At 40.1% G+C, this 24,329-nt stretch carries 24 protein-coding genes; 20 read left to right on the forward strand and 4 right to left on the reverse strand.

Annotated elements, in window-relative coordinates; translation table 11 throughout:
* The 12 genes from NSS94_RS03215 to NSS94_RS03270 all read left to right on the forward strand — a co-directional run bounded on the left by NSS94_RS03215 (position 1) and on the right by NSS94_RS03270 (position 13,253).
* Positions 1-903 (forward strand): ABC transporter ATP-binding protein, encoded by a 903-nt coding sequence (locus tag NSS94_RS03215; protein ID WP_029515932.1) that lies wholly within the window; start codon positions 1-3, stop codon positions 901-903.
* Complete coding sequence (locus NSS94_RS03220; protein WP_341038637.1) at positions 896-2,215, forward strand: ABC transporter permease; 1,320 nt, start codon at positions 896-898, stop codon at positions 2,213-2,215. Before NSS94_RS03215 ends, NSS94_RS03220 begins: the two co-directional genes overlap by 8 nt.
* Positions 2,216-4,063: 1,848 nt before the next feature.
* Entirely contained in the window at positions 4,064-4,834 is a 771-nt protein-coding gene (locus NSS94_RS03225; RefSeq protein ID WP_340954051.1) for an SDR family NAD(P)-dependent oxidoreductase, read from the forward strand.
* 243 nt (positions 4,835-5,077) lie between these two features.
* Positions 5,078-5,398 carry a thioredoxin gene (trxA, locus tag NSS94_RS03230; protein ID WP_340954053.1) on the forward strand — a complete coding sequence of 107 codons (321 nt, stop codon included), beginning with the start codon at positions 5,078-5,080 and terminating at the stop codon, positions 5,396-5,398.
* 80 nt (positions 5,399-5,478) lie between these two features.
* Positions 5,479-6,132, forward strand: coding sequence for an ArsR/SmtB family transcription factor (locus tag NSS94_RS03235; protein ID WP_340954055.1), 654 nt, complete (start codon positions 5,479-5,481; stop codon positions 6,130-6,132).
* 568 nt (positions 6,133-6,700) lie between these two features.
* Entirely contained in the window at positions 6,701-6,985 is a 285-nt protein-coding gene (locus tag NSS94_RS03240; RefSeq protein WP_341040438.1) for a hypothetical protein, read from the forward strand.
* Positions 6,877-8,175 (forward strand): MFS transporter, encoded by a 1,299-nt coding sequence (locus NSS94_RS03245; RefSeq protein ID WP_341040385.1) that lies wholly within the window; start codon positions 6,877-6,879, stop codon positions 8,173-8,175. Before NSS94_RS03240 ends, NSS94_RS03245 begins: the two co-directional genes overlap by 109 nt.
* A gap of 177 nt (positions 8,176-8,352) precedes the next feature.
* Positions 8,353-8,853: a thioredoxin family protein gene (locus NSS94_RS03250; RefSeq protein WP_341038639.1), complete on the forward strand. Its 501-nt coding sequence runs from the start codon at positions 8,353-8,355 to the stop codon at positions 8,851-8,853.
* A 248-nt stretch (positions 8,854-9,101) separates the two neighbouring features.
* Complete coding sequence (locus NSS94_RS03255) at positions 9,102-10,193, forward strand: flavin monoamine oxidase family protein (protein WP_341038640.1); 1,092 nt, start codon at positions 9,102-9,104, stop codon at positions 10,191-10,193.
* Positions 10,194-10,358: 165 nt separating this feature from the next.
* Positions 10,359-11,321 carry an alcohol dehydrogenase catalytic domain-containing protein gene (locus tag NSS94_RS03260; protein WP_340954059.1) on the forward strand — a complete coding sequence of 321 codons (963 nt, stop codon included), beginning with the start codon at positions 10,359-10,361 and terminating at the stop codon, positions 11,319-11,321.
* A 478-nt stretch (positions 11,322-11,799) separates the two neighbouring features.
* Positions 11,800-12,570, forward strand: a complete 771-nt coding sequence (locus tag NSS94_RS03265; RefSeq protein ID WP_341038642.1) for an SDR family NAD(P)-dependent oxidoreductase — start codon at positions 11,800-11,802, stop codon at positions 12,568-12,570.
* A gap of 104 nt (positions 12,571-12,674) precedes the next feature.
* Complete coding sequence (locus tag NSS94_RS03270) at positions 12,675-13,253, forward strand: TetR/AcrR family transcriptional regulator (RefSeq protein ID WP_340954062.1); 579 nt, start codon at positions 12,675-12,677, stop codon at positions 13,251-13,253.
* A gap of 379 nt (positions 13,254-13,632) precedes the next feature.
* On the opposite strand, the gene NSS94_RS03275 is transcribed toward NSS94_RS03270, so the two are convergent.
* Positions 13,633-14,301, reverse strand: a complete 669-nt coding sequence (locus NSS94_RS03275; RefSeq protein ID WP_340954064.1) for an ArsR/SmtB family transcription factor — start codon at positions 14,299-14,301, stop codon at positions 13,633-13,635.
* 446 nt (positions 14,302-14,747) lie between these two features.
* Here NSS94_RS03275 and NSS94_RS03280 point away from each other — a divergent pair, with 446 nt between their 5' ends.
* From NSS94_RS03280 to NSS94_RS03310, 7 genes are all read left to right on the forward strand, one after another.
* A complete protein-coding gene (locus NSS94_RS03280) occupies positions 14,748-15,035 on the forward strand; it encodes a hypothetical protein (protein WP_340954066.1) in 288 nt (95 codons plus the stop codon).
* 303 nt (positions 15,036-15,338) lie between these two features.
* The gene (gene trxB, locus NSS94_RS03285; protein WP_340954068.1) at positions 15,339-16,265 is read left to right on the forward strand and encodes a thioredoxin-disulfide reductase; all 927 of its coding nucleotides are present in this window, start codon (positions 15,339-15,341) and stop codon (positions 16,263-16,265) included.
* A gap of 104 nt (positions 16,266-16,369) precedes the next feature.
* On the forward strand, positions 16,370-16,858 hold the full coding sequence (locus NSS94_RS03290; RefSeq protein WP_340954070.1) for an OsmC family protein: 489 nt from the start codon (positions 16,370-16,372) through the stop codon (positions 16,856-16,858).
* A 26-nt stretch (positions 16,859-16,884) separates the two neighbouring features.
* Complete coding sequence (locus NSS94_RS03295; RefSeq protein WP_340954071.1) at positions 16,885-17,226, forward strand: thioredoxin family protein; 342 nt, start codon at positions 16,885-16,887, stop codon at positions 17,224-17,226.
* 285 nt (positions 17,227-17,511) lie between these two features.
* On the forward strand, positions 17,512-17,850 hold the full coding sequence (gene ytxJ / locus NSS94_RS03300) for a bacillithiol system redox-active protein YtxJ (protein ID WP_340954072.1): 339 nt from the start codon (positions 17,512-17,514) through the stop codon (positions 17,848-17,850).
* Between the two features lie 127 nt (positions 17,851-17,977).
* Positions 17,978-18,541, forward strand: a complete 564-nt coding sequence (locus tag NSS94_RS03305; RefSeq protein ID WP_340954073.1) for an OsmC family protein — start codon at positions 17,978-17,980, stop codon at positions 18,539-18,541.
* 151 nt (positions 18,542-18,692) lie between these two features.
* A complete protein-coding gene (locus NSS94_RS03310) occupies positions 18,693-19,367 on the forward strand; it encodes an SDR family NAD(P)-dependent oxidoreductase (RefSeq protein WP_340954074.1) in 675 nt (224 codons plus the stop codon).
* A gap of 161 nt (positions 19,368-19,528) precedes the next feature.
* On the opposite strand, the gene NSS94_RS03315 is transcribed toward NSS94_RS03310, so the two are convergent.
* Both NSS94_RS03315 and NSS94_RS03320 read right to left on the reverse strand, forming a co-directional pair.
* On the reverse strand, positions 19,529-20,404 hold the full coding sequence (locus NSS94_RS03315) for a DMT family transporter (protein ID WP_340954075.1): 876 nt from the start codon (positions 20,402-20,404) through the stop codon (positions 19,529-19,531).
* Between the two features lie 15 nt (positions 20,405-20,419).
* Entirely contained in the window at positions 20,420-21,199 is a 780-nt protein-coding gene (locus NSS94_RS03320) for a PhzF family phenazine biosynthesis protein (protein WP_340954076.1), read from the reverse strand.
* Between the two features lie 113 nt (positions 21,200-21,312).
* Here NSS94_RS03320 and NSS94_RS03325 point away from each other — a divergent pair, with 113 nt between their 5' ends.
* Entirely contained in the window at positions 21,313-22,743 is a 1,431-nt protein-coding gene (locus NSS94_RS03325; RefSeq protein ID WP_340954078.1) for an aminotransferase-like domain-containing protein, read from the forward strand.
* A gap of 292 nt (positions 22,744-23,035) precedes the next feature.
* Here the strand turns inward: NSS94_RS03325 and NSS94_RS03330 are convergent, their stop codons facing one another.
* Positions 23,036-24,043, reverse strand: coding sequence for a hypothetical protein (locus NSS94_RS03330; RefSeq protein WP_340931276.1), 1,008 nt, complete (start codon positions 24,041-24,043; stop codon positions 23,036-23,038).
* Positions 24,044-24,329 lie beyond the last annotated feature (286 nt).

Raw genomic sequence — 24,329 nt, forward strand, 5'->3', positions numbered from 1 at the left:
ATGAACATGCTGGAATTGAAAGAGGTCGTGAAGCAATATGGGAACCACACGGCGGTGAACGGAATTTCGCTGAATGTGAACGGTGGGGAGATTTACGGACTACTGGGAGGCAATGGAGCAGGCAAAACGACAACGATGCGCATGGTGCTCGGTCTGATTTACCCTGATGGAGGTAACATTCAATATGAGGGCAAGCCCTACAGCAAGGAGCTACAGCGGACGATGGGCTATTTGCCCGAGGAGCGCGGGTTGTACCCCAAGGTGAAGGTGAGCGAGCAAATTAACTATTTGGGCAGGTTGCGCGGAATGTCGGCTAAGGAGGCGGACAAAAGTCTACGCTACTGGCTGGAGCGCTTTGGGGTGCCCGAATATTACGACAAGCGGATTGAGGAGCTATCCAAGGGAAATCAGCAGAAAATGGGCTTTATTGCCGCCGTTGTGCATCGCCCGACGCTGCTCATTTTGGATGAGGCCTTTAGTGGGCTTGATCCGGTAAACGTTGAATTGCTTAAGGACACGGTGAAAGAGCTGCGGGACGATGGGGCTGCGATTTTATTCTCGACCCACCGCATGGAGCATGTGGAGGAACTGTGCCGCCATATTACGATTTTGCATCGCTCAAATACAGTTGTGCAGGGAAGTGTGCAGGAGATTAAGGGCCGTTACCCGCGTGAAAAAGTTCGTCTCATCACTACAGGTGAAGTGAACGGACTGGAACAGCTGCCCGGCGTGCGCCGTGTAGAGCCTATGGATCGCGGCTGGATGCTGCATATTGAGCAGCCGAATGCGGCGAAGTTGGTATTACAAACGGCGTTGGAGCAAACGGATGTAGAGCATTTTGAGATCAAGGAACCTACGCTGAACGAGATTTTCATAAGAGAGGTGGGTGATTCCCATGAATAGACTGGGTACGGTAATCGGTTTTACGTTTCGTCAGAAGGCGAGAACCAAATCTTTTATCATTACAACGCTGGTACTGGCCTTGCTCATTACGCTTGGTATGAATCTGCCATATTTGATTTCTTTGTTTAAAGCAGATGGGACAGGAGGTTCGGGCACGACGGCAGCCGAGCATCATCGCTTGGGACTGATTGCCGGGAGCCGGATAGAAGTGGCGAATCAACTGGAGAAATTCACCAAGGAGCAATCCAACCCGGCAGCCATCTGGAAGCGTTATGACAACGTACAAACACCAGCCATGCAGCAAGCCTTGAAAAATGGGGAGCTGCAAGGTTACGTACAGTTCACGGAGCCTACCGACAAGGGAGACACGTTTCCTAAAGTGGAATATGTCTCTGTAGAAAAAGAGCCATCTCCTGCTGTAATTACATTGTTGCAGACGGGACTTCAGGAAGCTAAGGTCAAAGCCATTATGGGCGGCAATGCATTGACCAGTGATCAAATTCGTGAGATTAGCACACCTGTAATGGTGGATAGCAGGGAAGTAGACGGTTCGTCTGAGGCAGGGGGAGCTGTGGGGACAGAGGAAAAAGAGACCTCTATGATTAACTATGGTTTGGTCTATGTACTGATGATTTTATTCTTCACCTCCTCCATGATGACGGGGAATATGATTGCTGCAGAGGTGACATCGGAAAAAAGCTCACGTATCATGGAGATTCTCATCACAAGTGTCTCACCGTTGACCCAGATGTTCGGAAAAATTATCGGCATTTTCCTGGTCGGCCTGCTGCAAATTGCTGTCTTTGCAGCCGTTGTATGTGCCAACCTTATGCTGCCGCATAATAATGTCATTCTTAGCTCAGCCGGGCTGGATCTGTCGCAACTGAATATCGCGGTGTTGGGTTATGGTCTGGTATTCTACATCCTCGGCTACTTTCTCTACGCAGTACTGTTCGCCGCGGTGGGCTCCATTGTTAGCCGTACCGAGGAGTTGGGACAGGCGATCATGCCGATTACCGTGCTGTCACTAGCAGCCTTTTATATCGGTATCTTCAATATCGCCGCATCTGATACGATTTTCGTAAAGGTTGCCGGGTACATCCCATTTTTCTCGCCAACCGTCATGCTGTTGCGGATTGGTCTGGAACGGGCGAGCCTGCTGGAAATCTGGCTGTCACTTGGTATTCTGGTCGCCTCCATTTTGCTGTTCGGTTGGCTGGCCGCCAAGATCTACCGTACGGGTGTCTTAATGTATGGTAAACGTCCTTCGTTCAAAGAGCTAAGAAAAGCTATGAAGGCTTACAAGATTTAAATTTTTAGCAATACATGTGGTTTATAACATCAATTGAGACTAATTTTATTATTAAATGAGACTGTTTATACCATCTAAATGAGACAGTCAATATCCCCGAAAACCCAATGAAATCAGGAATAAAGGATAAGTGAATACAAAATTATCAGTGAATAAATAATCTAAGTATTCTTATTTTATGGTGAAAAAGGATAGCCTTTTTTTTATAACAAGAAGTGAGACAAACATTAACTGAAGGGAGAATTACCTTTGCTCGCTATAATAAAATTATGTTATATACATTTTTAGCAACAGGACAATCTAATATCTAACCTAAAAAGCCCCGTTGAAAAGGGGCTTTTTTACTTTATGTATAGCTGATTGAAATGGCTACCCGTTTCAGAAAAATGTTGCACTCATTCTAATTTCATCCTGTTATTTGGAGAATGCATCTTTGGTACCTAGGCTTTAACTTACTGAGATATTTAGAAAATTAACAGGCCTGTTTATAGATTGAAATTTTTAAGTTGGGGCGAAACCATCTCATCAGTTTTTTCATTTTGTTGATTAATTTCTAATAAATATTAGATTGAATTCATATGTCTATTTCCTTGTCTAAATGGGTATACTGATTCTAAAATAGAAGGGAGGAGATTAAGATTAATTATAAAGATATATATAATTTACATATTCAGCTTCTTGATGTATATGAGAGGAATCAAACGTATCGCCATCCTTATCAAAAGGAAATTAATTTTTATGAACGACAGCTTAACTTTTTTTGTGAAAATATCGTACAAAAGGTTTTCGTTTTAAACCAACTAATAAAGATTTATGAGAAGAATAGAGAGCCTCAAATTAAGTGGTGCTCAGAGACTTATTATTCAAAACAGCATGAAGATATTAAAAAAACAAATTGAGAGATTATAAGATCAGTGAGTGGTTCCATTTCATCGTAATTGAAAATGGCTCAGCATGAACAAATAATCCAAAGTGGAAATATTCAAGGAAAGCAAAATCACAGATGAGTTCCCACGTTGGGATTCGATTCTGTGATTTTGCTCTTGTTTCACGAGCGAACCCTAACTAGATAATGAATTCACAGGTTCATTATCTAGAATGATATTGAATTATGGGGACTATTATAAAATTACAACAAAAGTTACGGCTAGTAGCAGCCTAGCAGAAGACGAAATTCCTGGCCTAGAACCTGCTTCTACAAGCTGACACCATAGTTTAAATTTTCGGGATGAGTTGACCGCCTATGCAAGAAGTTGGATCGGTGCTACAACAATCTAGAAGAGGTGATAAGTCAAAGTGCGTTGCAACTAGATAATTTATCCATGGTTAGCTTAAAGGACAACAAGCCAAGTTCAATCTGATTCATGATGGTAGCACCTAGACCATGATAGTTTTGGACGCCTTTCTTGTGGTTTGCAGTTTAGGTCGGTTTTCGGGACTGTTTACAATGCCTGATAAGTCGGTCGAATTATCATTTTACTCACTTCTTCTCTGTTTTGAAACTAAATGTTTGGGTTTGGAAGATCGGTTCTACTTTCTCTGAAAGTAAATCGACAATATTATTTCAATCACGGACTTGGTACCATCCGAGATGAAGAGGCTTTAGTTTGTTAGCACCGAAAACGCATTAGGAATGGTGTTCAAGTGTAAAACAAGACCTCTCTATGGTGCTGGTCACGCAAAGTCTATCTTTCGATTAAAGAGGGGAATAAGGAAATGAAAATTGGTGAACTATAAGATAGGCCGTTTCTGATTTCTCTTTGAATACTTTGTTATAGAGGTACATCCTTAGTCAGTATTTTGAGCCAGATACTTATGAAAATTAATGAAAACGAGGAGATGCGTAAGATGAAATTTGAGAATAAAACGGTTATTGTCACTGGCGGAGGAACTGGAATCGGAAAAACGACAGCGCAAAGATTTTTTGAGGAAGGTGCCAATGTCGTCATTAATGGCCGCCGTGAAGAGGTTCTGAAACAAACCGCTTTAGAGATTGATCCATCAGGAAAAAAGGTATTGCCCGCTGTGGGTGACATCAGTCTGCCTGAAACTTCGAAAAAAATAGTCCAACTGGCCGTCGAATCTTTTGGCGGCATTGATGTACTGGTTAACAACACAGGGAAATTTAACCCGACTCCTTTTCTGGAGCATACACCAGAGGATTTACAATCTTATCTGGATACCATTGTGAAAGGGACGTTTTATCCCTCTCAAGCTGTCATTCCCGAATTGAAAAAAAGAGGGGGAGGAGCGATTGTTAATACGGGCTCGATGTGGGCGATCCAAGCAGTAGAAGCAACGCCGTCATCTGCTTACTCGGCCGCCATGGCAGGACGGCACGCCCTGACTCGAAATTTGGCGATTGAATTCGCTGGGGATCACATCCGAGTGAACGCTGTAGCACCTGCCGTTGTTGAAACACCGATTTATAACACCTTTATGAGTGAAGAAGAAGTGGCTAAAGTGCTTCCTGGGTTTAACGCCTTTCATCCGATCGGACGGAATGGCACCCCTCTGGATGTAGCAGAAGCCATACTATTTCTTGCCAGTGACTCGGCTTCATGGATTACAGGAATTGTCATGCCATTAGATGGCGGAGTTACAGCTCGTTTGAGATGAGTATACTCAGGGCTCAATCAAATGTTTGTAACTACACATTAAAAAAGAAGTCGCAGAAGTGCCTCCGAGCTTTAATGTGCCCCCAAACCGTATTTCATCAAAAAACTTTAAAGTAATGAAAGTTAGTGAATGATGGGAAAATACAACTTGACGGGACATTTTTATTATACTATAATTCAATCAATCAATTGAACATTTGATTGATTTTAAAGTATTTTAAAAATTTAAGGGAGGTCTTTCTTTATGGGAGCAATAACATTAACGAAAGAAACATTTCATAATCAAATTCAGTCGGGAGTAACTTTGGTCGATTTCTGGGCTCCTTGGTGTGGTCCATGTAAAATCCAGCTTCCGATTGTAGAGGAATTAGCTGATGAGCTAAAGGGACAAGCAACACTGGCAAAAGTCAATGTCGACGAAGAGGCAGAACTGGCCTCGCAATTTGGTATCAGAAGTATCCCTACTCTTCTTTTGTTTAAAGAGGGTAAACTAGCTGATACGATGGTGGGAATTAACCAAAAGCACATACTAAAAGAAAAAATTGAAAATCTGGCAAGCAAGTAACACCAATAAAATAGATTAAAATCGGCAATGCTTTAACTGAGTAGTTGCCGATTTTTAATAGGACTTGAAAGGAGGTTTGTATGATGCACTCGCAATCAGAAACGTCCATTAAAGAAAGATTATATCAGCAATATGCCCGTATCGGAAAATGTTTGTCCAGTGACAAGCGGCTCGAGCTTTTGGATTTACTTTCCAACGGCCCTAAATCTGTTGAGCTTTTAGCCCAACATACGGGTATGAGTGTTGCCAACGTATCACGGCATCTTCAAATCTTGTTGGATTCGCGCCTGGTGAAATTCAGAAAAGAAGGGACCTACGCGATTTATAGTCTAGAAGATCCTGTAGTGACCGAGTTTTTAGTTGTCTTATGGAAGCTCTGTGAGAATCGGCTTTCCGATATACCTCGTATTAAAGAAGACCTGCTTCATCAATATGAAGGTATTCAGACGATTGCAAAAGAAGAATTGATCAAAAGAATGGCTTCAAACTCGATCGTTGTTTTGGATATCCGTCCTAATGACGAGTATGAGGCAGCGCATATAAAAGGTTCAATATCGGTACCGATGGAAGAACTCGATGCATACCTTCAAACGCTGCCTAAGCAAATAGAACTTGCAGTGTACTGTAGAGGTCCCTATTGCGTGAATACAACGGAAGCTGTGGAACATATAAAGAAGAAAGGATTTACTGCTTATAGGATTGATGAAGGGGTACAGGAGTGGAATTTGAATTAAATATTATTTGTGATGAACTAATTCAAAAAAGGTACTGGCTACAATATGAACAATCATTACCGATTCTTTTGAAGAACTAAATTTAAGGGAATTTTGAACACTTCGCCCATCTCAATAGGGATTGATATATTAATAGAATCACTTAACCTTGCTTGACATATGAAATACCTAACACTATAATTCAATTATTCAATTGAATATTTCAATATATTAAAGAAATAAAACATGAACAAGTCGATGATTTGATTGGGGGAACAGGTTCTGAGGACTGATCGCAGCTATCTTTCAAATATAAATCTACTCGTCATTAAAGGTAGAGAACCTGAGCAGGCGATTAACCATAACGACGGAAATTAGAACTCGAATAGATGGACAACATGCAAAACAGACCGAATGCATAAACTTCCCTCAATCTTCAATATGAAGTGTTTTTTCAGAGATTCGTGAAATTTGGGATCAGCTTAACTTTGTTTCAACATAAAGGTGGAAATTATGGATGTGATGATAGAAAGTTGACATCCACAATGGAGAAAAGGAAGTGAAATAATGTCAAATCAAACATATAGAATTGATAAATCCATTATCAATGAAGAAAGGCAAATTAATCGTTCTGAACATTCAAATGAGACGCAAGAACATGGAACGATATGGAGCGTTAGGACATGGATACTCCTTTTGGTCGTATCTAGTGCACTTTTCCTTGACGGAATCGACCTATCGATGGTCAACATCGCTCTGCCCTCCATCGGAAGTGAACTACACCTTTCAACGGGAACACTACAATGGATTGTTAATGCGTATATCTTGGGTTACGGAGGATTTCTTCTTCTGGGCGGACGAGTTTCAGACTTAATCGGACGTCGCCAAGTTTTTCTCATCGCTGTTGCTGTATTTGGGTTAGCCTCGATCGTTAGTGCATTAATGAGCAACGAGATGACACTCATCGCTTTGCGACTCGTAAAGGGGATAGCAGCAGGATTCACGGTACCTGCGGGAATGTCGATTGTTAGCACAACGTTTGCCGAGGGACCCGCCAGAATGAAAGCACTAAGTATTTATTCGATTTTCGGAACAACCGGTTTTGCACTAGGCCTTGTACTCGGGGGTGTTCTCACTGAACTCGGCTGGCGTATTACTTTATTTGCTCCTGGGCCACTTGCTATCATCATTTTCCTTTTAGGATTGCGATTGATTCCACGTTCAACACGGGAACGTGTCACTCTTAAGCAATTTGATCTTTGGGGAGCACTTACTATTACAGGATCTTTGCTGCTATTAGTATACGCCCTCGTTGAAGCTCCAGTTCAAGGTTGGACGAGCTTTTGGACGATTGCATTACTTGTCGCAAGCGTAGCCCTGATGGTGGCCTTCGTTCTGGTAGAACGAAAACATCCTCACCCCCTCGTCCGGATTGGCATTTTACGGTCAGCAACACTTCGCAACGCGAATTTGGCGGCGATGACCTTGCTTGGTAGCTTTATGGCATTTCAGTTCATCGTGACCATTTACCTCCAAGATTCGCTGCGGTGGGCGCCGCTGTGGGTAGCTTTGGCCTTTCTGCCATCAAGCCTATTCCAGGTCGTTTTTGGTCCTCGAATCGATAAAGTAATGAAACGTCTTGGAACCGTCGTTGCGATACTGATTGGTCTGACATCGGTTTCCGTAGGTTATCTCCTGTTCTTCCGAGTTGATCCGTCGTTACCGTACTGGAACTTCCTTCTCGCAACGATGATCTTAATTGGTATTGGATTCGTTTTGGCCTTCCCTGCGGTGAACGTGCAAGGTACATTCGGGGTAGCCCCACAAGAACAAGGTCTTGCTTCCGGTCTAGTTAACACCAGCTTGCAAATTGGCGGAGCGGTTTCCTTAGCTATTATTACAGCTGTTCTTAACAGTTCGAATGAATCTACTCAGCAGAATCAACTACTGCCTAACATGCATACCGCGATGGCCATTGTTGCAGGCTTGGCATTACTGGGAGTGTTAGCAACGTTAATCCACCTGTTGAACTCATCGAGAGAAAATAAAAAAGAAATAAAATAGAATGAATTTGTGAATGTAATACTACACACCATTTTAAGGCGTCTGTATCGGATTTAGGCAAACAGACAATTGATTAAAAATTTTAAAACAAATCTATTTTGTGATTATTTGATATGTAGGAGAAAAACGACGGTTTTAATTAGACAAACCGTCGTTTTTTTAAAATAATTTTCTTGATTGGATATAGTAGCATTATCGAATAGAGAAACCGCAATTTGCTTGGGTCGTCGTGTGACAGGACGGAATAGATCTGTGATGAAATCCATTATTTCTATAGGAAAAAAAGCTTTTGAATTAAATATGGATCGAATTCCACATACAGCAAGGGGATTAGAGATGAAGGATGTCCAAGAAATAACTTCAACGAAAGAAATAGATACGTTTATTCAAAGTAATCGATTAAGCATGTTATATGTATCGCAGGAGGAATGTAATGTATGCCATGCGATTTATCCCAAACTAAAAGAATTACTCAGTAATTATCCAGAAATAAAGCTTGCGCACATTAATGCCACCCAGGTAGAAGAGGTTACAGGTAAATTGTTGACTTTTACAGTTCCCACGATCATGTTGTTTTTTGATCAGAAGGAACATCTCCGCGAAGGACGATTTGTTCAATTTGAACAATTAGAAATAAGATTACAACAACTTTGCAATGCAATAAAACAAAATGATTAAAATAAAACGAATTTTAAATATACATCTCCTAAATTGGAATCATTTGCTTTCAGATTCTCTTTAGTAAAGATGCTATAGATATGATGATTTCCTTCAAAATTTCTTCTATCAAATATTAGAGAAAAAGAAGATCCACACTTGACTTAAAAAGCATAACGACCTAATATTCAATTGTTCAATATAATATTTGAAAAAAGTTTTGATACTCAACATGAACTTAAAATTATCTACAGGAATGGAGAACAGAAATGGAAAATCCGGTGATTATTATTGGCGCTGGTTTAAGTGGTTTGCGAGCTGCCACTTTACTTACAGCACAAGGTATTGAATGTAAGATTTTAGATGCTAGAGATAGGATTGGTGGGAGAGTTTTAAATGCTTTTCATCCAGACAAACCTGAAATGGGGAAATTTGATCTAGGACCCACTTGGTTCTGGCCGAGATATGAGCATGCTATCGCCAATCTCGTTCAGGAGCTAAACCTCGAAACTTTCGATCAGCACACCGAGGGGGCTATGTTATTTGAGCGATACGAGAACCAAGCACCTGAACGCCATATCCTTCCTGCTCACTCAATGGAGAGATCATCACGGTTTACAGGAGGAGTGCAATCTTTAATTGACGCATTATATAGTAAGTTACCACCTGAAATCTTTGATTTGGAAACACGTGTAACGACAATTAAATTAAACGATCAAAACTCTATCACGATAAGTGCAGTACTTTCAGATGGAAAAACAAAAGAATTTATCGCTCGGGCTGTTATTTTAGCATTACCGCCTCGTATTGTTGCACGACATATTACTTTTATCCCTGCATTCTCTCCTGAAATGAACCTAAACCTTATCAACAAACCAACCTGGATGGCAGGGCAAGCCAAAGCTATAGCTGTCTATGATGAGCCTTTTTGGAGAAAAGATGGACTTTCAGGTTTCGTATCGAGTTGGGTAGGCCCTTTGCAAGAAATTCATGATGCTTCTCCCCTTACAGGTTCAGGTGCATTATTTGGTTTCTTTGGTATGCCCTCGAAAGTCCGTCATCATTTAGGGGAAAAGCAGGTTTTAAAGCAGGTTAAAGAACAATTAATTAGGCTTTTTGGCTCTTCGGCAGAAAAAGTAAGGACTATTTTATACAAGGATTGGTCTGTGGACTCTGATACGGCTATATATGAGGATAGTATTCCACTTCAAGACTTCCCGAATTATGGAGAAATACCTGTAGTTGGTGAATGGAAAAACAATATTGTATTCGCTGGAACAGAAACAAGTACTGAGTTTGGTGGACATCTAGAGGGTGCTCTTCAGTCAGCTGAACTTGCAGTCTTAAAAATTATCAATTAAAGAATAAATTAGATGTTCTCAATAAACGATGAATTTCACATTCGTTATCAGGACATAGTAATAAAAAAATATTTATTCAATTATACAATTAAATAATAGAATAAATATTTTATTTGTTTTATACTAATGAAGTTCCGACATTTTAAAATTATAGGGGGTCTATTCATGAAGATGATGAGAGCTATGCAAGTACCGGCTAAAGGGGAAAAAATGAAACTGGTTGAGATTCCAGTTCCGCAACCTGCAGAAGGACAAGTGCTGATTCGTGTTGAGGCTTGTGGTGTATGTAACGGAGATTCGATGGCCATTGGAGGCGCTGCCTCGGAGTATCCTCGGATTCCTGGACATGAAGTGGTTGGAATCGTTGATGCGCTTGGAGCAGGTTCATCAAAGTGGAAGGTTGGAGAGCGTGTCGGGATTGGGTGGCATGGAGGACATAGCCATGTAACTGGATTAACAATTGACGGTGGTTATGCTGAATACATGGTCGCTTATGAGGATAATTTGTCCAGTATTCCAAGTGAAGTTTCGTCGATGGAAGCTGCTCCACTAATGTGTGCTGGGGAAACGACTTTTAGCGCTATCAAAAATAGTAAAGCTCGGCCTGGTGATCTGGTAGCTATTCAGGGAATTGGCGGTCTAGGTCACCTTGCTGTTCAGTATGCAAACAAAGCTGGATATCGTACCGTTGCCATATCCCGGGGAAGTGATAAAGAAACGCTTGTACGTCAACTTGGGGCACATCTGTACATTGATTCTGAAAAAGAAGATCCCGCTGCGGTTTTACAAGCTTTGGGAGGAGCCAAAGTCATTCTGGCTACAGCACCAAACGCTAAAGCCATTTCTTCACTGATAAACGGACTGGGTCAAGACAGTGAATTAATCATAGTAGCCGGTTCGGGCGACCAATTGGAATTGTCGGCAATGGACTTCTTGAAAGGTCCCAATACAGTAAGAGGTTCTTTTACAGGCGGAGCGAAAGAAATTCAAGCAACGATTAATTTCAGTGTTCTTACAGATATTCGCCCCATGATTGAAACATTTCCTTTAGAGCGTGCTGATGAAGCATACGATAAAATGATGTCAGCATCGACAAGATTTCGTGCTGTTTTGAATATTTCTGAATGATATAACTATGATGACCAGAGCATAATTTTGATTCCTTTTTGGTCTCCGTGATCATTAATAAATCACAGAATTCGTCCCCGTTAACTAATAAAATAAGCTCAAAACCGGCAATACCTATCGCATGGTGTAGCCGGTTTTGTAGTTATGAAATGAACATGCAATATTACGTAGTTGGATTCAATTACATTCTACAGGATGAGTCTTCACTTTTATCGATAGCGATCTTACCCTTAGTAAGGGACTCTATTGAACAAGAAGCTACTATAGAATAAAAAATACACTTGACTATCTACCTACTAGAAGGTAGAATTAAATCAATCCAGTGAGGTTCTTCTGGACTTGAAAATGATTTTAAGCTGTTTTTAATTCTGGGACTCAGAGTAGGTGGAAAAATAACAATTATTATCACAGGTGGCGGAAAAGACAAGACGAAGCTTTGAAGGATTTAAAATAACATGGATGAAGGAGATGTAACACAATGAAATTTGAAAATAAAACAGTAATCGTCACTGGCGGAGGAACCGGTATTGGTAAGAAAACAGCACAACGATTTTTTGAAGAAGGTGCAAATGTGATCATCAACGGTCGTCGACAAGATGTATTGACGCAAACAGCTTTGGAGATTGACCCTTCAGGTAAGCGAGTACTGGCCGTATCCGGTGATATCAGTCTGCCCGAAACCTCGAAGAAACTGGTTCAAACCGCTGTGGATGCATTTGGTGGAATTGATGTCCTCGTGAATAACACAGGTAAATTTGTTCCAACTCCTGTGCTTGAGCATACACCTGAAGATTTGCAATCCTATTTGGATACGATCGTGAAGGGAACATTCTATCCATCTCAAGCCGTCATTCCGGAAATGAAGAAAAGAGGAGGAGGCGCCATCGTAAACACAGGTTCGATGTGGGCAATCCAAGCGGTTGAGTCAACGCCTTCTTCTGCTTATTCTGCTGCGATGGCAGGACGCCACGCTTTAACTCGCAACTTGGCTGTGGAACTCGCGGGTGATCAAATTCGGGTGAATGCTGTAGCACCTGCTGTAGTTGAAACACCGATTTACAACAGCTTTATGACGGAAAAAGAGGTTGCTAAAGTGCTGCCAACCTTTAATGCGTTCCATCCTATTGGACGTAACGGAACTCCGGGAGACGTTGCTGAAGCTATTCTCTTCCTTGCCAGTGACTCTGCTTCATGGATTACAGGTATTGTCATGCCGTTAGATGGCGGAGTTACAGCTCGCTTGAGATAAGTGGTTTCTTATGGGTCAATCACATCATGTGGTTGACCCTTTCTTAAACAGTAAAAGGAGGTAGCTGCCTTGACAGTATACTTACTGAATGGTAGATTGCTTTTATGAATACAAAAAAAAACACATTGCAAGAGATTATGGATGTAGGGCTTACATTAGTCCAGGAACGGGGCTATAACGGTTTTAGCTATGCAGATATCGCGGAGGCTATAGGTATTCGCAAAGCAAGCATCCATTATCACTTTCCTTCCAAACAAGATTTAGTGCAAGCCGTCCTTCTCCGATATCGCAAAGATTTTGTGGGTAGGCTTCAGGAAGTTACTGATCAAACGCTTAGTTCAATGAAAAAAATTCAACTTTTTTTTGGTCTATATCGCGAAACGTTGGAGAATAACACCAAGCTTTGTTTATGTTCAATGATGGCAGCAGAATTAAATTCTTTTCCACTGGAGATCCGCGAGGAGCTTAATTTATTTTTTGATGCAAATACGGCTTGGCTGGAACATGTGCTTGATCAAGGAAAAAAATCTGGAGAATTCACTTTTTCTAATGAGGCTCTTGAACAGGCCCAAACGCTTATTGCATTTGTTCAAGGTGCACAGTTATTATCTAGATCCTCTGGTGAAATTGGGTATTACGACTCGCTTGTTACTAATTATATGTCGATTCTGCGCCCAGTTTAATCTTTTACTCAACGAATATAACTTAACCTCATACGATACTATTCAGTGGTAGCGTAAGTTAGGGATCGTATCAAACACATGACGTATCCTAATTGCTTCCGTTCTAGCATTTCGAGGGCTACAACGAGGGTTAATGAATGGCTTAAGGCTCATCAACGTATCTACCGCAGCTTCACCAAAAAGAGTCATTCGACGTGTAAGCAGCTATGAATGATATTCTGTTAGAGGTTATTTTACGTTTAAGAATAATTGTCTTACATAAAAAAGACTTCAAAGCCCCTTAGTAATGGGTCTCGAAGTCTTTTTTATTACCTAATTGGAAAGTTGAGATTGTCTGAATGGGATAATTTTAGATTCAAATTAGTACCTAGAAATCAGTTTAATGCACTTGAAAATGTTCCTGCCACTCATTTAAGCCTTCCTCCATGCGATAAGCAGTGAACCCCTCCGATTGTAATTTTTGTGCTGCCAGGGCTGAATATACGCATAAAGGACCTCTGCAATATGCGATAATTTCCGCGTCTTTGGGCAACTCGCGCATCAACACATCCAACTCTTCCATCGGCAGCGAAATTGCTCCCGCAATATGCTCCCTTTCATACTCTTCTTTCGGACGCAAATCCACCAGAATCAAGGAAGAACTATTAAGTTTGTCCATAACCTCATCCATTGTAAGCGTCTGGACGTCATCAAGGTTGTTTAAGAAATCATCTTTCATCCTACTGATATCCGGAAGTTGCTTCTCACTGATCCGCCATAAGGACGAAAGAAATCCTGTAATTTCAGGATCAGCCAATGAGTAAATGACGTAAGTTCCTTTTTTCGTGAATTTAACAAGTTTTGCATCGAGTAGAATTTGAAGATGGCGAGATACATTTGCAATATTCATATCTGTGCAAGTGGCTATTTTTTCTACTGTTTTAGAACCATTGGATAACACATTCAAAATTTCAAGACGCTTGTCACTGGATAAACATTTTCCGATTCTGGCTAATTGTTTATATAAATCTTCCTTGAAAATTTTTGCAGAGTTCAGCATTTCCTCCATTATGATCAACCTCAATTCTTTTTCAAATTTAAAGAAAGGAATTCCTATGTTAACTATACCCTCTAAATCGATTTAAACAATGATTCATAACTGTTAAACATGAGTAGGAATTCTATTTTAGCGTTTTCCGAAAGCAATGTGTTCAATGATATTATCTAACTTCCATATTCAAAAGTTGACTTTGCTCCTCAAAAAAAGAAGTGTTAAGTCATTCAATTGATTAATAGAATTTTAACATGTACCTCAGTATAGTCAAGTAGAAATAATGTAATTTGATCAAATTACTAGGAATTAAATAGTTGACAAAATTATGAACATAGCCATCTGCTAGAGATTAAAATATCAGATATTGACTTGACGACTAGAAGTTTATTGTATAAGATTCAATTGATTGATTGATCATTTGATTTATTGATCATATAAAAAAAACTGGAGGTACAAATCCTATGCAAAAAGCTTATCTTCAAATTACATTGAAAGTGAATGTATCCGAACGCGAGGCAGCAGCTAATGTTTATACAACCTTTAAAGAGCCTTTTCTTTCAAAGATCGCTGGTGCTTTGTCAAAAGAATTACTAGTACGTGAGGAAGACGTTCAAGTTCTGCACGGCTTCAGTAGTGAATCTGACGCTAAAGCCTATCTGGAAAGTGATCTATTCAACAAGGATGTTGTCGTTGGTCTGAAAGATTTGCTTCAAGCTGACCCCGAAATTCGTATTTATAGCGCATTCTAAGAATGGTCAATATTGTTTGAAAAATGCAATTTAACCCATATGAAAAATCAATTCTCTTGTAAAAGCCGACACTGCAATATTGCTTTGTCGGCTTTTTCTCAAATTTATGTATGTTAGTTAGTCTTCCACATTTCTAATCTATACCCTCCCGAGCTAAAGTCTTTCTCAAGATCATTTCAAATAAATGTATAGACATATTACTAAACTTTAACTGACGTGTTGACGAAAAGATAATACAATGATACAATTCAATTATTCAATTGAATATTAAATGAAATGCCATAAACTTTGGAGGGGTAGAGAATGTATAAATCCGTAATTGTTGGAACTGGTCCAGCCGGGCTAACTGCAGCGATCTACCTGGCTCGTGCAAATATGAGTCCTCTCGTTATTGAAGGACCTGAACCAGGTGGACAGCTTACAACTACAACCGAAATCGAAAATTACCCAGGATTTCCTGAAGGCATCATGGGCCCTGAATTAATGGATAACATGCGGAAACAAGCAGAGCGTTTTGGAGCTACATTTTTAACCGGTTGGGTAGAAATAGTAGATCTTGAGAAACGGCCGTTTAGATTACAAGTGCAAGGCAAAGGTGAGGTTGTTACTGAAACGTTGATCATCTCTACCGGTGCTAGCGCGAAATATTTAGGCATACCTGGAGAAGCGGATAACGTAGGGCGTGGAGTGAGCACTTGTGCTACGTGTGATGGATTTTTCTTTCGGAATAAGGAGCTGATTGTGGTGGGAGGTGGTGATACTGCGTTGGAAGAAGCAAGCTTCTTAACGCGATTTGCCTCTAAAGTGACTGTTGTCCATCGTCGAGAGGAATTGAGAGCCTCAAAAATAATGCAAGATCGCGCACGCTCGAACCCTAAAATTGAGTGGGCGTTTAACAAGACACCCCTCGAAGTTGTTGCAGAACCAAATGGCGTAACAGGATTAAAAGTCCAAAACAATATCTCGGGCGAAGAGGAAATCCTGCCTGCACATGGTGTTTTTGTAGCTATTGGCCACCATCCGAATACTGAATTTTTGAATAATCAAATTGAAACGGATGAAAACGGCTATATTGTAACAGTACCGGGTACATCCATGACAAACATCTCAGGTGTATTTGCTTGTGGAGATGTACAGGATCATCGCTATCGTCAAGCTATTACTGCTGCTGGAAGTGGGGCCATGGCAGCCATGGATAGCGAAAAGTTCATCGATTCTTTGGAACAATAATCACTTGAGGTATTCCAGAAGTAAAACGAATGTATCAAAGTTTCAAGCAGTTGCGTTTAAGCAGCTATAGTATAAAATAACATATTCAAAAGGAGTAGATTTAAATGGCAGATCAAAAAATTAATATGAATACGGTTTGGTACAAAGATGCAAAAGGCGATGGTCGTATAAAGAGTGACAAATTACAAACCCAAATTGCTATCCCTGCACCTAAAGGAGGAAGTGGAGAAGGGGCTGAACCCCAGCAACTCCTCATGTCCTCAGCTGTCGCTTGTTATACGATGACACTGGCATACATGCTCGATCGCAAGAAAGTACCCGTTACCGGACTCTTTATGGATACCGAGGGCAATATAACGAAAGGCGATCATCTAAGTATCACACATCGTCCGCACGTTGTGTTATCCTCGGGATCCTCCAATGAGGATATCACTATGGCAGAAGCCTTGATTCTACAAGCTGAAAAAGACTGCCATATCGGTCAATTGCTTATAAAAGCAGGGGTTCCTGTTGATACCGAGGGGAAAGTAACGATTGACTCCGGAGATGATGTGACAAGCAACTATATTGAAGAACACCAATTACAATGGTAAATCATTTTTGAAGAGGAGCAAAGAACATGAAAAAAATTTCATCGAAATCTGAGTTTGATGCAGCAATTAACTCTTCAAAACTCACGGTCGCTGTTTTTAAAGCAGACTGGTGTGGTGACTGCAAGTTTATTGATCCATTCATGCCTGAAGTGGAAGATAAATTTGCAAATGATTTGAATCTGGTCGAGGTGGATGTTGATCATGTAGGCACTGTCAGTGAAGAACAAAACATTATGGGTATTCCAAGCTTTGTCGCCTTCGCTGGCGGTGAAGAGCTTACCCGTTATGTCAATAAGATGCGTAAATCTCAGGAAGAAATCGAGCAATTTCTGCAACATGCAGTTGAAATAGGGAATATACGTTCTTGATAAACGGTGAGCTATGCTATCATATCATCTCTTAACAGCGAATCCTAGAGTGGAAGGAACAGATCATGTTGTAGGATAAGAATAAAACCGCTTCGTAAGCCGCCTGAATGGCGGCTTTTTCACCAAAACAATCTAGGAACATGGTTCATAGGATTCCGTTCTCTTCTCACGTAAAAAAGTGCTTGACTGAATTAATGAACTAATTTATTATTCAAATTATCAATTGAATAATTTTCATGGCATATACAACTAATAGTACATTTATTTGGAAGGAGGTAACTGAAGATGGAATGGAGAGAAGTTACGACTTTGGAGGATTGGGCTACTATTTTTGAAGAATCCATGGAACGAGGTCAAGTTGTTTTAAAGCACAGTACATCTTGTCCCGTCAGCGCAAATGCCCTTAAGGAATTTGAACAATATCTGAAAGAGATGCCTAATCGCAAAACGGACTACTTTCTTGTGAAAGTGATCGAGTCCCGTCCTATATCGAATAAGATTGCAGAAGATTTAAACGTTAAACATGAATCCCCACAAATTATTTTAATAAAGGATAAAGCAAAATACTGGGCAACTTCACACTGGGCAGTCACAACTGAACATATAAGAGCGGTATTGGATTAAATTGATTTGATATCGAAGAAAGATGTTTTAATCCGAATTTAAGCATGATACAAAACTACCTTCTAGTAGGTAGTTTTGTATAGTCTATTGCTATTTATAAAAGGAAAGAAAGATGAGGAGATATCCAATGAACAACAATAATCTCGAAACTATTAACGGACTCAACATAGGCGCTCTGAAACAGTTTGCAGGAGCTGTAGAGCAGAATTCAAACGATGGGATAGCGAAATTTCAAGTGACAACGGAGTGGACTGGGGGGACAAAGTCAGCCACGTCCGTTAAGGAAATGAAGCTTGGTGAGCAACAGCTTGAGAGGGATTTTGAGATTTTAATCGATGAACCAGCTGAGTTATTAGGTGAGAACCAAGCTGCTAACCCACAAGAGTTTCTCATGGCAGCACTGAACGCTTGTATGATTGTTGGGTATGTTGCAGCAGCTTCTTTAGAGAATGTCCACTTGAAATCGTTGAGGATTGAAACGAAAGGACAATTGGATCTTCGCGGCTTCCTGGGTCTGGATGAGAATATTAAACCTGGATATGAAGAACTCCATTATAAAGTGGTTGTGAATGGCGACGGGACGCAAGAGCAATGGAATCGAATTCATGAAACCGTCTTACGTACATCTCCTAACCGCTGGAACATTGCCAATGCGATCCAACTGAACAGCGAATTTGTTGTTGAATCATAATTAGGATACTGGTTCCAGAGTTCCCGCCAAGCAGCATAGTATTCTGCTTGGCGAGAATCACGAAATAAGTTTCAATACTTTCGACTAGTCCATTTCACAAAAAAGTTGTATCACAAAGTGGACTACGTCTTAATAAGAGGAGAATGATTCAATGAAGACAATGGTTATAGTTGGTGCTGGGCCTGGTCTTGGTTTCTCACTGGCCAAGACTTTTGGGAAGCACGGGTTTCGTATTGCTCTGATTTCAAGAACACAGGAGAAGCTCGATCAATATGCTCAGCAGCTAAATCAGATGGGGATTGAAGCAAAGGGGTTTGCTGCCGATATCACAAACAAAATGCAGCTAACTAGTGCATTTCAACAAATTAAAAATAATTATGGTACAATAAATGTTTTAGAATTTAGTCCTCATAATGGAAATGCCTCTGTGACACCTGTGCTGGATACGACAGATGAGAGCGTTATTCAAATTTTCAATAATGTGGTCATCGGAGCCATCAACTCTGCAAGACAAGTCATTCCAGAAATGATTGAACGAGGTGAGGGTGCGCTTCTTTTCACAAGCGACCTTTCAGCCATGAGTCCAAGCGCCATGTTCGGAAATTCAGGGATAGCCATGTCTGGATTGAGAAACTACATCCTTACTTTGCACGAACGTTTGCTTCCTATGGGGGTATTTGTTGGTCATTTATCCATCAGTCCTTTGATCAAGAAGGGCACGGGTTTTGATCCAGACCAGGTAGCGGAGGCTTGGTACAATATATATGAGAAAAGAGCAGAAGCAGAAGAAACTTTCCCTAAGAGTATTATGCAAGTATTGAATTAAATTAATTTTTTTGAAGACCAATCTATTTTTCAAATAGGAATTCAGGAAATGTCGACATTTTAGGGTTTTATTGTTTTAACGAAAAAATCAAGTTCTTTTCCCTCCTCTGAGGACAAGAACTTGATTTTTTTTGTTACTATTAAGATGAACAATAATAAACATTATTTGATACTTGCCAAAACTGCACCCATGAGTGCAATGAGGCCACCTACAAAAGACATAAAGGACACATGTTCTCCGAGTAAAACAATACCTAGAATCACAGTCCACACGGGAAGTAGGTTAATAAAGGGGGCTGCTCTAGAAGCACCAATCAGTTTAACCCCTACATTCCAGGCAAAATAGGCTGCTACGGAAGCAAACGTGCTTACGTACAGAATGCACACCCATGCCGTAGAGTTCATGTGTATGGTATCAACATTTACGTTGCCTATACAGCTAATGGCACTAAATATGCTTCCATATACAGCAGCTCCAGCGGTTAGGGTCAGCGGGCCTGTAGACTCTCCATATTTCTTTCCTTGCACCGTGTAGAGACTCCAGGCCACACATGACAGAAGTATCATTATATCCCCTGTAACTGATGTGTCGCCGGCTGAGTTAGAGGCTTTACCTTGAAATAATATAATAATCCCGACAATCGATACCGCTGACCCAATCCATGCCAGAGGTTTAACTTTCTCTTTCAATATCAGAGGTGTGCAAATGAGAATAAGGATCGGAATAATCGCTGAAATCATACCCGCTCTGGAAGCACTAATCAACTTCAGTCCCTCATAATTAAGCGTAGAAAAAGCAAATATACCCAGAAATCCAAGTACAGAGAACTCTTTCCATTTCGAAAAGAGCGGAAGCTGTTGTTGTCTGAATTTCACCAATCCCCACAGAATGATAGCTGAAAGAAACCAGCGTATCGTATTAAGAAGTGTTGCTGGTAGAGTTGGACCAAGATATCGACCACAGATGTAATTTCCAGCCCAGAATAACGTGGCGGTAAACAGTAAGATTAGACCTTTATTTATATTAGATTGCATCATGTTTTCACAAGGTGGTTAATTGATTTGTAATTCAGCTATGGAGTACAGGACTGCCGTTCCGCTGATTTTCACTCTTTCTTTTTGCAGTTGGCAGTAAAGTATACCTCCACGTGAAGACCATTGCTTTGCTACCATTTCCTGCTTACCCAAGCGCTCTTCCCAGTATGGAATCAAGTTACAGTGTGCTGAACCGCAAACGGGATCTTCATTTACATTCAGCTTAGGGAAAAAGCTCCTAGATACAAAATCATAATTAGAGCCTTTAGCCGTTACCGTCACTCCTAACCCATCCGCTAAGCTCTTTAACTTGGAGAAGTCCGGTTTCAGGTCCCGAACCTGATCCTCAGTCTCCAGTACAAACATCAGATCTCTGCTTAGATATGTCTCCACTGGGGTAACGCCAAGAGCCTCTACCATATCAGGAGTTAATGTGGCCAACGCCGGCATCCGGCTTGGGAAGTCCATCTCATATAACTCGCCCTTTTTAATGACAGTCAATTCTCCGCCTAGACTGTGGAACGTAAAGTGCTCCGAACCAGGTTCATAAAAATTGGCTATGACATAAGCGGTAGCTAGGGTGGCATGACCACAAAGCTCAATTTCTTCTGCGGGCGTAAACCATCTTAGACGGTAATGATCTCCTTCTTTAACAGCAAAAGCAGTTTCGGAAAGGTTATTTTCTATTGCGATGTGCTGCATCAAGTCATTCGAAATCCAGTTCTCCATAATGCATACACCTGCAGGATTCCCCTCAAAAACCTTCTGTGCAAATGCATCTACGACATAATATTTCATCTTTTTTGCCCTCCCTGCTGATAGTTTGTTGACTGATATGCACCACTGTAACACTATATATTGTATGGCTACAATGTTAAAATTGTATGTAAGACAATCTTTGGAGGATGCTTATGCCTGTGAATTCGTTTGAAAATTATCCGATGAGTTGGACACCGGTTCGCAAAAAGCTTAGTTCACCTATTTACCGCTCTATTGCCAGTCTACTGGAGTATGACATTATCAATGGATTTCTGGCACCGAATACTAAGCTGCCGCCTCAACGTGAACTGGCAGATTATCTGGATGTGAATCTGAGCACAATTACGCGTGCTTTCAAGATATGTGAAGTCAAAGGGCTGATTTATGCTGTAACAGGTAGAGGGACTTTTGTAACGCCTCATGTTCGTAACGCTATTTTTCTCGAAGAGCATGTAGAACGCAACCAGTATATCGAAATGGGGATTATACAGCCGTTAGATCATTGCAATGACCAGGTAGCTGAAATGGTTAAACAAGTTGCGAGTAAAGATTATCTGACGACCCTGCTGGATTATAGGCACCCGCTTGGAATTCCCTATCATCAAACCGCAGCAAGAACATGGATGCATCAGTTTGGAATGGAAGCCGAGGCAAAGAACATCATGATTGTTTCCGGCGCACAGAATGCACTTGCTCTAACACTAATGTCCCTGTTTCATCCAGGCGACAAAATTGCCGTAGATATACACACCTATCCTAACTTTATTGAACTAGCAAACCTTCTGAATATTCAACTTGTGCCTATAGATGGAGATACAAGTGGCATGCTTCCAGAAAGTTTGGAGAAGTCTTGTAATACTAATCATATTAAAGGAATTTATCTCATTCCATCCTGTCATAACCCTACGGCGATCGTCATGGACATGGAGCGTAGACAAAATCTAGCCAAGATCATCAATCAACATGGAATCATTTTAATTGAAGATGATATCTATTCATTTTTGTCTCCTAGCGGTTTTTTGCCGGTTTCTCACTTCGTTCCGGATCACTTTGTGTATATTCTGAGTACTTCGAAATCGCTCAGTTCAGGATTGAGGGTAGCGTATATGACATGCACAGAGTTACTAAAGGAAAAGATGCATTACGGGGTATTCAACGTGAATATTAAAACGTCTTCACTTAATGCAGAGATCATAACTGAAATGATACATTCAGGAATCGCTGAAGAAATCATCAGGCAAAAGCGGGCAATCGCCTTGGAACGGAGCAAGCTATACCAGAGTTATTTTCATCAGTACACGCAAACTGAGAATCCACTCAGCTTCTATAGATGGTTACCATTATCTCATCATTACCAACTAAAAGAACTGGAAAATAAGGCTATGGATTATGGAATTCATATTTATCACTCGGCACGTTTCTTAACAAGGAAAGATAACGGGGATCAGTTTCTGCGAGTTTCTTTATCCTCGTCGCTGGATCAACTGGAACTAGTCATTGGACTCCAGCGTTTGCAAAGGTTACTATCGAATATCGAACCTGAAAATCAATTTATCAAAATGAGTAACAGTATAAATAGATAAAAGATCGTTGATGATAAATTAAATAAGAGTTACTAGAAGGATGTATAGTAACTACAAGAAAAATTCTTAGCTGTAAAATGAAAAAATAAATATATTCAGATAGATAAGTCGCCAAAATGGCGGCTTTTCTTGTTTTAACGATATAAGTTTTTGTCTTTAGCATGTCCTTAAGGAATTTTAACTCCATTTCATAATCAATGAATGGGAGATATTATAATTGATGCAGTTAAACAGCCAGACGAGGATGGCCACTACGATCCTATTCCTAATAAAGTGCCAGCTCCTGAGCCACCTACTGTATTAAGTAAACCTGCACCTGTAAACAGCCCAACCTGATTGTTTTAGATGGTAATTTCTCAGCCCAAGTATTTGCATTATTAGCATTAAAGTATTCCTGTATTAAATTAGCTTCTGGGGGTAAATCACCAATAAACTCCTTGAATTTTCTACTATTTTCATATATAGATATATACTCTGAAAAAGTCTTTTCCCCGGAATTCAAAACTCCTCTAACATTTCCAGTTTTCAGTACAAAATTATTAAATGTTTCTATACTATTACTTCCACTAACGATTTTGTTATAAAGGGAATCAAATCTGTTCGCAATTAAGATAGAAGATGATGGGCTTAATTGGAAATCCGATGAGTGCTTTGACCATACTTCAAAGCTAGAAAAAGTCGAAAAATAACTTCCTAGAAATGAGAGAGGGTCAATTATCTCTTTACTAATATTATGTTCTAATTCATATCTTTTTAAAAGAGCATCATCTTCTATGATGTGTAATTTTAACTTAATATCTTTTGGAAGTTTCTTTAAAAGTAAAGGATTGGTCTTTATAAGGAAATTTTCTAAGTAATTTATGATTTGTTCTTCAGATTCCATTTCTTCTGCATACTTTTTTGTTGTTTCAAAATAAATATCATCTCTACTCATTAATCTGTAAAGTTTTCTTGCCAAAGGTAAGTCTGTAAAATGCCCATTAGGACTATTCAACCCACCTTTTTCCCACAAGTAATCTAAGTATGGGTCTACATCATCTTCATCCATTGAGGTAAACATTATTTCTGTTTTATCATCGTGGTGGAAAGTTCTAGTAACTGGTACAACCCAGAAATAAACTAATTCAATATTTTCTTTGTGTTCTTCTAAAAATGGAATAAATTCAGCGGGATGGACTTGTGAAAACAAACGATTTAACAGATTCTCATTGACGATTATTTTTACCTTATCATAAAAAATTGCTTTCTCTGCTATTGTCCCTAAATCGCAATCACTAGAAACACATATACTTTCAAACATTACAGCAACCTCCATATAATCCACATGGTATAATATACCATTACTAATCTGCTGCATTAATTCAAGTACATTTATTCACAATCCATATAGTAATTTTAACATAAAGACTCAATAATAAATCACTCCCCCCTTATGAGGGATCAATATTTTTTACAATGCTACAACCATACTAGTTATTGAAATCTCATGGTTAACCTATCTGTCCGTTAGCTTAATGAAGCATCGTCAGTCTCTCTATTTTCTCAGTCTACAACTTTATTTGCTGAGTCTAACACTTTATTTTTTA

Origin of the sequence: Paenibacillus sp. FSL L8-0644 (assembly GCF_038008165.1) — a bacterium.
GTDB classification, from domain to species: Bacteria; Bacillota; Bacilli; order Paenibacillales; family Paenibacillaceae; genus Paenibacillus; species Paenibacillus polymyxa_D.